Annotated in this window: 9 protein-coding genes; 2 read left to right on the top strand and 7 right to left on the bottom strand. The window is 44.1% G+C overall.

All coding sequences use genetic code 11. The annotated features are described in order from the left end of the window. Nucleotides 1-45: 45 nt before the first annotated feature. The 5 genes from DQQ01_RS04985 to DQQ01_RS04965 form a co-directional block, all read right to left on the bottom strand. Nucleotides 46-999: a tRNA dihydrouridine synthase gene (locus DQQ01_RS04985; RefSeq protein WP_111918921.1), complete on the bottom strand. Its 954-nt coding sequence runs from the start codon at nucleotides 997-999 to the stop codon at nucleotides 46-48. Nucleotides 1,000-1,065: 66 nt separating this feature from the next. Beyond that, complete coding sequence (locus DQQ01_RS04980; protein WP_111918919.1) at nucleotides 1,066-1,425, bottom strand: YccF domain-containing protein; 360 nt, start codon at nucleotides 1,423-1,425, stop codon at nucleotides 1,066-1,068. Between the two features lie 3 nt (nucleotides 1,426-1,428). After that, nucleotides 1,429-1,854, bottom strand: a complete 426-nt coding sequence (locus tag DQQ01_RS04975; protein WP_111918917.1) for a hypothetical protein — start codon at nucleotides 1,852-1,854, stop codon at nucleotides 1,429-1,431. A 259-nt stretch (nucleotides 1,855-2,113) separates the two neighbouring features. Then, complete coding sequence (locus tag DQQ01_RS04970) at nucleotides 2,114-3,739, bottom strand: sensor histidine kinase (protein WP_111918915.1); 1,626 nt, start codon at nucleotides 3,737-3,739, stop codon at nucleotides 2,114-2,116. Next, nucleotides 3,714-4,412, bottom strand: coding sequence for a response regulator transcription factor (locus DQQ01_RS04965; protein ID WP_111918913.1), 699 nt, complete (start codon nucleotides 4,410-4,412; stop codon nucleotides 3,714-3,716). The genes DQQ01_RS04970 and DQQ01_RS04965 overlap by 26 nt, the downstream gene beginning before the upstream one ends. A 191-nt stretch (nucleotides 4,413-4,603) precedes the next feature. Here DQQ01_RS04965 and DQQ01_RS04960 point away from each other — a divergent pair, with 191 nt between their 5' ends. Further along, the gene (locus DQQ01_RS04960) at nucleotides 4,604-6,466 is read left to right on the top strand and encodes an ATP-dependent nuclease (RefSeq protein ID WP_111918911.1); all 1,863 of its coding nucleotides are present in this window, start codon (nucleotides 4,604-4,606) and stop codon (nucleotides 6,464-6,466) included. A gap of 6 nt (nucleotides 6,467-6,472) precedes the next feature. Here DQQ01_RS04960 and DQQ01_RS04955 read toward each other — a convergent pair whose 3' ends face one another. Further along, nucleotides 6,473-10,240, bottom strand: coding sequence for a phosphoribosylformylglycinamidine synthase (locus tag DQQ01_RS04955; protein ID WP_111918909.1), 3,768 nt, complete (start codon nucleotides 10,238-10,240; stop codon nucleotides 6,473-6,475). Between the two features lie 259 nt (nucleotides 10,241-10,499). Here DQQ01_RS04955 and DQQ01_RS04950 point away from each other — a divergent pair, with 259 nt between their 5' ends. Beyond that, on the top strand, nucleotides 10,500-11,417 hold the full coding sequence (locus DQQ01_RS04950) for a LysR family transcriptional regulator (RefSeq protein WP_111918907.1): 918 nt from the start codon (nucleotides 10,500-10,502) through the stop codon (nucleotides 11,415-11,417). A gap of 89 nt (nucleotides 11,418-11,506) precedes the next feature. Here the strand turns inward: DQQ01_RS04950 and DQQ01_RS04945 are convergent, their stop codons facing one another. Further along, nucleotides 11,507-11,653 carry a hypothetical protein gene (locus DQQ01_RS04945; protein ID WP_242980586.1) on the bottom strand — a complete coding sequence of 49 codons (147 nt, stop codon included), beginning with the start codon at nucleotides 11,651-11,653 and terminating at the stop codon, nucleotides 11,507-11,509. Between the last annotated feature and the right edge of the window lie 11 nt (nucleotides 11,654-11,664).

Raw genomic sequence — 11,664 nt, 5'->3', positions numbered from 1 at the left:
AAAGGGGCAAGTCCTTCGCCTGGTTCAAGTCATATTTTTCCCGTCTTATTGAAAACTTCCCTGAGCGTTAAATTCACACTTTGCAAAAAGCTCGTCGACTGCGTCCCTGTAATCTGAAAGCCGCTGCGCCTTTTTTATTTTTTTCATCTGCTTTTTGTTATCCTCAAACAGATTCCCCATATAAAACCAAAGCTCCTTCATCTTAAACAGCACATTCCGGTCGCCGCTCATGACTTCCCCGTATGCCTGGCACAAGGCATCGTGAAACCTGCGAAGTTCCTGCTTTTCAAGCGCTTCTCCTGTCTGCAGCTCCCTTACCAGCGCCGGGTTGACCAAAAGCCCCCTGCCCAGCATACAGGTATCCACCTTGGGAAACTCCTGTGCAAATGTCCGGCAGTCTGAAAGACTGAATAAATCTCCATTATAACACACCGGATTTTTGCTGTTCTCTACTGCCTCTGCAAACACCTCCCGGTTAGGCGTATTCCGGTAATAATCTGTCTGCACTCTTGGGTGGATAATCAGTTCTTTTATGGGATACTGATTATAAATCTTTAAAAGCTGTTCAAATTCCTCGGGGTCTTCTTTCCCGATTCTGGTTTTTACGGAAATTTCCATACAGGAATTCTGAAAAATCCCGTCCAGAAAAACATTCAGCTCCTCTGTGTATTCCAAAAATCCCGCGCCCTTTTTCTTTGCCGTTACTGTGCCGGAAGGACAGCCCAGATTCAGATTTACTTCCTGATAACCATAATCCTTCAGCACATGAGCTGTGCGGGTAAAGTCCTCTGACCGGTTGGTGAGAATCTGGGGAACCACGGTCATTCCCCGGTTGTGCTCAGGCAAAATATCTCGAATCTCCCGGTCCGTCAGCGCCTTCTTTGGCCCCGGAGAAAGAAAAGGGGTAAAATATTTTTCCATGCCCGGAAAGAATTCGTGATGTACGCTCCGGTAAATATATCCTGTAATGCCCTCCATGGGGGCGAAATAATACTTCATGCTGTGTCCTCCTCGTTTTACGGCAAAAGTATAACACAGTTTTCGTGTTTTTGAAACAGCTTCACCTTAACACACCTCCGCTCCAAACGGCAGCAACGCCAACTTAGCAAGCTTAAACTGCTGCAAACCGAAAGGGATTCCCACAATAGTCATACACAGCCCCACTCCCAACAGCAGATGTTCCAATGCCATAGGCAGACCGGTAATCAGAAGCCAGATGATATTCAAAAGAAAGGAACCTGCGCCTCCCCCATACTGCACGTCCTTCCCAAAAGGGAAAAAACTAAGGGACGCAAATTTAAAACACTGCATACCCACAGGAATCCCCACAATGGTTATGCACCACAGACACCCCATAAATGCCCAGCTTAATCCGCTGACTGCTCCTCCGAACAAAAACCACAGAAAATTTCCCAGACAACCCATATCTTACACCTCCAATTTTCTATACAATTCTTCCAAGATAGTTCTCACATGCAAAATGCCCACCTCAATATCTTCTCTGGCATCTCTAATCTTACTCTGTACCAGATAATCTGTCACAAAACCGTCCAGAAAGAAATCCGCAAAAGTAAGAAAATCTCCGATTTCAATCTGTAAATGCAGGGCTTCTCCCACATCGCTTAGCTCTCTTTGAAATACCTGCAGTTCTTGTTTTGCCTGCTCCAGCAAGGATTCTGCCTCTTTTATCTGAGCATGCTTGATATAGCTGCTGAAAAATCCGCCTGCAAACATATCAAAAATCCCCCATTTTTCTGCACTCCCCAGCTTTTCTCCTGCTCCGTTCAAGCTTTGAAGCGCCTGCTCTCCTGCGCGAATCGCTTCCTGTACTTCCTTCTTCATTTGGTTACACATAAAAAATCCTCCTTCTGTATCAGCAAGTATCTGTGGAAGAGGTGATGAATGAGGAATAAAAAAAGACTTTTATCATGACCTCTGCCACAATAAAAGTCTTGCTTTCTCATTTGCTACGGGTATCTCTCGATACCGGGTGACGGTTACAAAACCATCTTTTACATGTTCTGTCTGTTTGTAAAAGATGTTAAGCTACTCCCTTTTACTTTTGCTTGTGGAAAGAATAACACAAAAAGGGAAAAATTGCAAGCAGAACATTTCATGTTTCTGTACACGGAAATTCCATAATAATCTTAAACAGATCTCCGTCTATCTCTATGTTCAGACTTCCCCCCATATTTTTCACATAGCTGGAGGCAATGGCAAGCCCCAGTCCATGTCCCTTTGTTGTCCTTGCCGCATCTCCCCGGACAAATCGCTCCATAATCTCCTCAGGCGAGAAATTCATTTCATACCCTGCAATATTTTTCATCACTGCCTGTGCCTGATTTCCCTGCTGCTTTACAGAAATATAAATTCTGGTATCAGGAAGGGAATATTTCAAAGCATTTTCCAGGAGATTCTGAACCACGCGGTACATCTTCCCGTTATCTCCCATAAAATACAGACCTTCCTCTGGAAAATCTGTACGGATTTCCCGTTTTTCTTCCTGTATCCGGTCTTCCATATCTGCCAGTATCTGTTCAAACAGCTTCACCATGTCCAGACGCTCCATGTTCAGCTGCTCTGCATTGCTGGTTGCCTTAGACAAATCAAACACGTCCTGTATCATATCCCGAAGCTGTTCCTGTTTTAAAGCAATGACGTCAACATAATCTCTGGCAGTATCGTTTAATTCTTCTTTTTTCAGCAAATCCGTATACCCTATCATGGACGTCAGCGGAGTCTTTAAATCATGGGACATGTTAGTAATTAAGTCCACCTTCAAACGCTCTGCCTGAAGCTGTTTTTCCACACTTTTTGCCATGGAATCACTGACCCCTGCAAGCTGTCTGTCTGTTTCATGGAAAAACGATTTTTCTGAAAGCCGCAATTCTTCCGGTATGGACTCTCCCTCTGACATCAGGGCAATCTGCTCTGCCAGCTTGCCCATATCCCGGAATATACCGCCTTTTCTCCAGGTTCGGATTGTGATTCCTGCCAGCAAAAGGCTGCTCCCTCCCAGTAAGACAGTCAGAAGCGGTGAGGAACTTCTCATTGCATACACAAAACCATATTGATATATTGGAAGCACTGTATAAAAAATCCCCTGTACACAGACAAGTCCCACCAGAAAAACATATCCTCTTTTCTTATTCTGAAGCTGTGTTTCCCAGGGTGTTTTCTCTTTGTAGGTTTTCATTCCTCTCCAGATTGCACTGGTCTGCTTTGTGATTTTCAGACGGATTTTCCGGTATAGCAAAAGAATTCCTGTATAAAAGACAAGACTGACTCCCACGATTTTCAACACAGCCAGAACAATGGATTTTACACTTATCAAAACCATACCGGAAAAATACAGGTCTGCCCCCGGATAACAGACTGCGTCTGCAAACATCACCCCCAACTGCCAGGCGCTCAGCAAAACAACCAGAACTGCCAGTTCTGTGGGAACCCTGTCCACCCGACTTTCTTTTATCTGTTCTTTGGCAGCACATTTCTTCCAGTATAAAAAAGAGAGTGCCAGAAGAAGCAGAAGCGACACGGCTGCAAGCGCCGCTAAAACAGTAGAAGCCATTCTGAACTCTGCACTTTGGTCTTTGGTCCATGCGTATTTCCAAAACTCATGATACCCATAATTCCAAAATTCCATCGCCAGTATCAAAAGCGTCGGAGTCATCAGCCACCCAAAAAGCAAAAAGCCTCCCAGAATCTGTTTCTTATAATTTTTCAATTTTGTACCCAATTCCCCACACCACCTTTAAATATTTTGGATTTTTCGGCGTAATCTCAATTTTTTCCCGAATCCGCCGGATATGTACCATAACGGTATTTTCCACACCGTAGGCCTGTTCCTGCCACACCCGGTCATAGATTTCCTCTGCGGAAAATACATACCCCGGGTGACTCATCAAAAGTTCTAAAATCTTATACTCCGTGGCTGTCAGATGCACCTCCTCTCCGTCCACAGTCAGACTCTTTGTATGTTTATTCAGCGCCAGTCCTCCGTTTACCAGCAGTTCTTCGGAAGACTTTGCTGCTGCCCCAAGGGAAAAATACCGCCGAAGCTGCGATTTTACCCTTGCCATAAGTTCTGCCGTATTGTAGGGCTTTGTCACATAATCGTCAGCCCCCATAGACAGCCCCAGCACTTTGTCGCTCTCCTCTGTCTTTGCAGAAAGCATGATAATGGGAATGTTGTTCTTTTCCCGGATTTTCATCAAAGCTGAAAGCCCGTTCAGCTTTGGCATCATCACGTCCAGAAGAATCAGATGAATCTTTTCCCGCATCAGCATATCCAGAGCCTCCATACCGTCATATGCCCGATAAACGCAGTACCCCTCCAATTCCAAAAGCTTTCCCAGGGACTTTACAATCTCCCTGTCATCGTCCACAATTAAAATGTTGTATGTATCCATTTTCTTTTCCTCTTTGCTTCTCCTCAATTTTATGAGCCTATTATAACAGCAAAAACTGACTTTTTTTGAATGAAATTCTGATATTTTTCTTAAGATTCTGTTTTCGTTTCTTTCTTCTCAGATTCTGTGTTATAGTATTCTTATCTATTTTATAATAACGGTTTTCTATTGGCTGTGAAAGGAGATACCTTATGCAGATTTCTTTTCTTCAGATTAAAAATTTTAAATCTATTCAGAATCTCACCTTTTCCCACATGGAAAACGCCCTGATTCTGGTAGGGCAGAACAGTGTGGGGAAAAGTTCTGTACTGGCTGCCATTGCCGCTGCAGCCGGACAGTATGAAATTCTCCCCTCTGATTTTAATGAGCAAAAGCAAAACATTGAAATTTCCATGTCCCTGATCTTTTCCAGACAGGACTTACATCTGTTGTTCCAAAACAAAAAAGTCAGCCCATACCGACGTTTTGAAACCTGGTTCCGGGATTTTAAAAGCAAACTGCCCTCTTATGAAAACGGAACTCTGACCTTTACCTTTCTGGCAAACCATCAGGGCATCATACGATATCACGACGGTTTTCACAAGCATAACCGGTATATTCAGGAAGTGCTGCCCTCGGTTTATTATCTCAATACCCAGAGGGATTTGGAAACCATTCAAACACACCTGCTGTCCTTTCTGGAAGACGATTTGTTGAACCAGATGCGTATGGACTGCTGTCTTTTTGAGCGCGCCAAGGCCTGTTCCCATTGTTTTTCCTGTATTGGACTGATTAATCAGAAAAAACCGGAGGAATTAAATGCCTTTGAAACAGAAAAGCTTCTGGAATACAAGTTATACCACATGAACTTAAAGGACTTTTCAAAACGGGTAAACGCACATTTTCGAGAAAATAGCCATTCTCATGGCAAAATCTCTTATGAGCTGACCTGTCATACCGGAGATATTTTTCAGGTACAGGGCTATATCCGCCAGCCGAATCAGGAGAAGCCTTCTTCCATCTCCACCCTTGGAAAAGGTATGCGCAGTATTTATCTGCTTTCCCTTCTGGAGGCCTATATGGAAGAAGGCACCCGACTTCCGGCGGTGCTTCTTATGGAAGACCCGGAAAGCTATCTGCACCCCGAACTGCAGAAAATATCCAGTCGGATTCTGTACCGACTGTCCCAGAAATGTCAGGTGATTTTTTCCACCCATTCTCCGAATCTGCTGTTTCAGTTTAACAGTCGGCAGATTCGGCAGATGGTACTGGACAGCCAGGGCTTTCCCTCTGTCCGGGAACACACGGACATTTCTGCCATTTTAGATGATTTGGGATATTCTGCTTCGGATTTGATGAACGTGGATTTTGTCTTTATCGTTGAGGGACGGCAGGACAAAAGCCGCCTTCCCCTTTTACTGGAAAAATATTTTTCGGAAATCCACATGCCGGACAGGGGGCAGTCCCGGGTTTCCATTATTACCACCAACAGCTGTACCAATATCAAAACCTATGCCAATCTGAAATACTTAAATCAGGTGTATTTTAAAGACCAATTTCTTATGATACGGGACGGGGACGGCAAAGACCGGGATATGCTGGTGCGCTCTTTATGTCATTATTACGAAGAACGAAACCGGGAGGATTTGGATAAGCTACCAAGAGTTACACAGAAAAACGTGCTGGTGCTGAAATATTATTCTTTTGAAAACTATTTTCTGAATCCACAGGTTATGACACAATTAGGAATTTTAGATTCTCCGGAACAGTTTTATGAAATTCTGCTGAAAAAGTGGAAAGAATATCTCCACCGTATCCGAAGCGGCAGACAGCTTGTGCAAATACTGGGAAAAGATTTGGAAACCACAGAGGATATCAAGGCACATATGGAGGACATTAAAATTTATCTTCGGGGACATAATCTCTACGATATTTTCTATGGACCCTATAAAAAACAGGAACAGGCACTTTTGCGAAAATATATAGAAATAGCGCCCAGAATCGACTTTGCCGACATTCTGGACGCCATTGAAAAAATCCCCTATTTTGAAAACCGCAAAACCATGCATGCGTAGTAGAGCTTATTTAAAATATTCCACACCGGATTCAAAAATCTTGATATCCTGTTCGCCGTAGATATTCATGGCAACGCCGTCGCCGCGTCTTTCGGAATGTGCCATTTTACCGAGCACACGTCCGTCCGGGCTGGTGATACCTTCGATTGCACAGTAGGAACCGTTTACATTCCACTCTTCGTCCATAGTAATGTTACCGTTTACGTCACAGTACTGTGTTGCAACCTGTCCGTTTTCAAAAAGTTTTTTCAGCCATTTCTCGTTGGCAACAAAGCGTCCCTCTCCATGGGAAGCCGGGTTTGTATAAACCTTACCAAGCTCTGCCTTCTGCAGCCATGGGGATTTGTTGGTTACAACCTTTGTATAAACCATTTTGGAAATATGACGTCCAATGGTATTAAAGGTCAGTGTCGGGGACTGCTCTGTCTGTCCCACAATCTCTCCGTATGGAACCAGTCCCAGCTTAATCAGAGCCTGGAAACCATTGCAGATACCAAGAGCCAGACCATCTCTTTCATTTAACAGACGCATAACTGCTTCTTTAATCTTTGCATTCTGGAAAGCTGTTGCAAAGAATTTCGCAGAACCATCTGGTTCGTCACCTGCGGAAAAGCCGCCCGGGAACATAATCATCTGCGCCTGGTCAATGGCTTTTTCAAAGGTTTCTACAGAATCTCGGATATCTGCTGCGTCCAGATTCTTAAATACCTTTGTGATAACCTTTGCCCCTGCACGTTCAAATGCCTTTGTGCTGTCGTATTCACAGTTTGTACCCGGGAATACCGGAATAAACACAGTTGGCTGGGCAATCTTATGAGAACAGATATGAATATCTTTTGTATCATACACACCTTTATCCATGCTTACGGTTGCATCATCGGTTTCAGAACCGGAGCGTGTCTTAAATACTTTCTCAAGTGGCGCTTTCCAGGTTTCCAGAGCTTCTGCCATAGAGATGCTCATATCTTTATATTCAATGCCTGCGTTTTCGGTCACTTCACCAATCAAAGTGTAAGTCATAGCAAGTTCGCCCACTTTGTCTTCTGCCACTTCGCAAATAATATCGCCAAAGCCTGCGCCAAACAAATCTCTCTCGTCTACATTATGCTCAATTTTCACACCCATCTGGTTACCAAATGCCATTTTGGAAACAGCAGCCGCAATACCCTGACGGTCTAAAGCATAAGCAGAAAGCACGCGTCCTGCCTGAATATCTTCATGAAGTTTTGTATACTGTTCTTTTAATGCTTCAAAATCCGGCAAATCGTAAGCTGCCTTTGGCATACGCAGCCATACCAGCTTGCTGCCTGCTTTTTTCAGTTCCGGTGTAATCACGTCTTTTTGTTTTGCCACGTCTACTGCAAAAGAAACCAGTGTAGGCGGTACGTCGATTTCATTAAAAGTACCGGACATGGAGTCCTTGCCGCCGATAGACGGAAGTCCGAATCCAAGCTGTGCCGCATATGCGCCTAAGAGAGCTGCAAACGGCTGACTCCAACGGTGTGCGTCTTCGGTCATTCTGCGGAAATACTCCTGGAAAGTAAAGCGGATTTTGCTGTAATCACCACCTGCTGCCACGATTCTTGCCACAGATTCTGTCACTGCATAAACGGCGCCATGATATGGGCTCCAGCTGGACAGATATGGGTCAAAGCCATAACTCATCATGGTAACAGTTTCTGTCTTTCCGTTTAATACCGGAACTTTTGCCACCATGGCCTGTGTTTCTGTGAGCTGATATTTACCGCCGTAAGGCATAAATACGCTGCCTGCTCCAATAGAACCGTCAAACATTTCCACTAAGCCCTTCTGAGAACATTCATTCAAGTCAGAAAGGGTATTTAACCATTTTTCTTTTACATCAGAAACTTCTTCTGTATGCTCCAGAACATTGCCTTCTTTGCCCGGAATTTCCACATATACGTCTGTTTCCTGATGTGCACCATTGGTATCCAGGAAAGCTCTGGACAGGTCTACAATGGTTTTTCCTCTCCAGTTCATCAGCAGTCTTGGGCTTTCGGTTACCTCTGCCACCGGAATGGCTTCCAGGTTTTCTTCTTTCGCATAATCTAAGAAAGTTTCCACATCTTTCGGGTCAATCACAACTGCCATACGCTCCTGGGATTCAGAAATCGCAATTTCCGTTCCGTCCAGACCAGCATATTTTTTCGGCACTTTATCCAAATCAATCTTCAGACCAGCTGCCAGTTCTCCGATAGCAACAGAAACACCGCCTGCACCGAAGTCATTACATTTCTTAATAATGCAGCTTACTTCTTCTCTTCTGAATAATCTCTGAATCTTTCTCTCTGTAGGCGCATTTCCCTTCTGTACCTCTGCACCACAGGTTTCAATGGATTCCTCTGTGTGTACCTTGGAAGAACCGGTTGCACCGCCGCAGCCGTCGCGTCCGGTACGTCCGCCCAGTAAAATAATGATATCACCCGGGTCAGAATTTTCGCGGATAACGGCTCTTCTTGGAGCCGCGCCTAAAACTGCGCCGATTTCCATACGTTTTGCCACATAATCCGGGTGGTAAATCTCTTTTACATAACCGGTAGCCAGACCAATCTGGTTTCCATAGGAAGAATATCCGTGAGCAGCGCCCCGCACCAGTTTTTTCTGAGGAAGCTTGCCCTTCATGGTTTCCTGTACAGAAACAGTGGGGTCAGCTGCACCTGTCACACGCATAGCCTGATATACATAAGTACGTCCGGAGAGCGGGTCACGGATTGCGCCGCCAAGGCAGGTAGCCGCACCACCGAAAGGCTCGATTTCGGTTGGGTGGTTGTGAGTTTCATTCTTAAAGTTAATGAGCCACTCCTCTTCTTTTCCGTCTACATCAACCGGCACAACAATGGAGCAGGCATTGATTTCATCAGATTCCTCCTGGTCTTGAAGCTTGCCCTCTGCCTTTAATTTCTTCATTGCCATTAAAGCCAGATCCATAAGGCAGACAAATTTATCATCTCTGTCTTTGTAAATCACCTGACGGTCAGCCAGATATTTTTTATAAGTTTCTTCGATTGGCGCCTTGTAATCCCCTTCGCCAAAGGTTACATTCTTCAATTCTGTGGAGAATGTAGTGTGGCGACAATGGTCAGACCAGTAAGTATCCAACACACGGATTTCCGTCATGGACGGGTCGCGCTTTTCTTCGTTTTTATAATAATTCTGAATGTGCAGGAAATCCTTGAAGGTCATAGCCAGATTCAGGGAATCGTATAATTCCTTTAAGTCTGCTTCTGCCATGTCTGCAAAACCTGTAAAGATTTTTACATCTTCCGGTTCCTCAAAATTTGTCACCAGAGTTTCCGGTTTTTCGGTTTCTGCTTCTCTGGAATCCACTGGATTGATGCAATGGTTCTTAATGGCTTCCAGTTCTTCGTCAGAAATATTTCCTTCAATAACATAAGTAGTCGCGGAACGGATAATCGGCTGCTCGTCCTCTTTTAAAAACTGCACACACTGTACTGCGGAATCTGCTCTCTGGTCAAACTGTCCCGGCAGGTATTCCACAGAAAAAACTCTGTCCCCTTCGTTTTTTTCAAAAGTTTCTTTAAATAAATGGTCAACCGGCGGTTCGGAAAAAACACAGGTACATGCTTTTTCAAATACCTCGTCGGAAATATTCTCAACATCGTAACGAATCAGTACTCTGACTCCTGTTACGTCCTTAATTCCAAGATAGCTCTCAATTTCATGCTGCAATTCTTTTGCCTGTACGGCAAAATCTGTTTTTTTCTCAACATAGACACGCTTTACGCTGCTCATATTGACTCCTTTCTGCCCGACAGGGGCAAATGGTATTTTGCATTGCTTTTTGTATTTCTAGGGATAGTGTAGCATAAGAAACTTTATAAGTAAAATTAATATGACTTATATCTAATATAAGCAAAACTTATTAATTTAATATTCTTTTGACATTCCTTTTCTTTTCTGCCTGATTTGTACGTTGACATCTTTCCTTCCTCTTTATATAGTAGTGTATAGCATACTTTAAATAGGCTATTTTCAGGAAAGGATTTTCTATATGGATATCAGTTTTGAACTTTACAAGGTTTTTTATTATGTCGCTACCACTCTCAGCTTTTCAGAGGCGTCCCGTCAGCTTTACATCTCCCAGTCCGCGGTCAGCCAGTCCATCAAAGCCCTGGAGCAAAAGCTGGGACATGCCCTGTTTCTCAGAAATAAAAAAAAGGTCACTCTGACCCCTGAGGGCGAGTCCCTTCTTCGTCACGTGGAGCCTGCAGTAAACCTTTTATTTGAGGGGGAAAATCAGATTTTAAACTCCCCTTCTCTGGAAGCGCCTCTGCGTATCGGCGCCAGCGACACCATTTGTCGCTATTTTCTGATTCCTTATTTTAAACGGTTTCACAGGGAATTTCCAAATGTGCATATCAAGGTAACGAATTCCACTTCCGGGGGGTGCGTTTCCCTTCTTCACAACAACCGGGTGGATTTTATTGTTGCCAATGCCCCAAACCCTTATCTGACCTCCAAGGATACCTGCTGCGTGATCCGGGAATTTCAGGATATCTTTGTAGCCGGCAAACGCTTCTTTCATCTGGAGGAGCAGCCCCTTTCCCTGGCACAGCTTACCCAATATCCCATTTTGATGTTGGATAAGACCAGTACCACAAGCGGCTTTCTGCAGCAGGTATTTGCCAAACACGGGCTTTCCTTTACCCCGGAAGCAGAGCTTTCCAGCAATGATCTTTTGCTGGATCTGGCAAAAATCGGACTGGGTATCACTGCTGTACCGGATTATGTACTGGAACACCGCAAAAAGGAATTCTATCAGCTTCAGATTAAGGAAAACATTCCCAAGCGAAAGCTGATTCTGGCGTATAATCCACAGCTTCTGACCGCTCCGGCAGCCCAGAAATTTCTGCGGTATCTGGTGCCGGAAACAGAGAAAGAAACAGATAAAATTGAGCCTAAAAAATAATAAATTCTACAGCAAAGGGCTGCGTACTAATTATTTAGTGCCACAGCCCCCTTGCTTTTCCGACTTATCTTCTATACGCAGCGGTCTTTTTATTCCCTTCCAAATACATAGTTCATAAAATCCATAAACTGCTCTTTAGAATATTTCTCTATTTGTATCTTCTGTAGTTCTTCCCATACCTGCTGCTTTTTATAAGGCAAATCTGATATATAAGAACTTCCTGTTCGAATCCTCATATCTTCAAAAA

This window comes from Blautia argi, assembly GCF_003287895.1.
GTDB classification, from domain to species: Bacteria; Bacillota; Clostridia; order Lachnospirales; family Lachnospiraceae; genus Blautia; species Blautia argi.
This window is presented reverse-complemented; position numbering and strand designations above follow the sequence as displayed.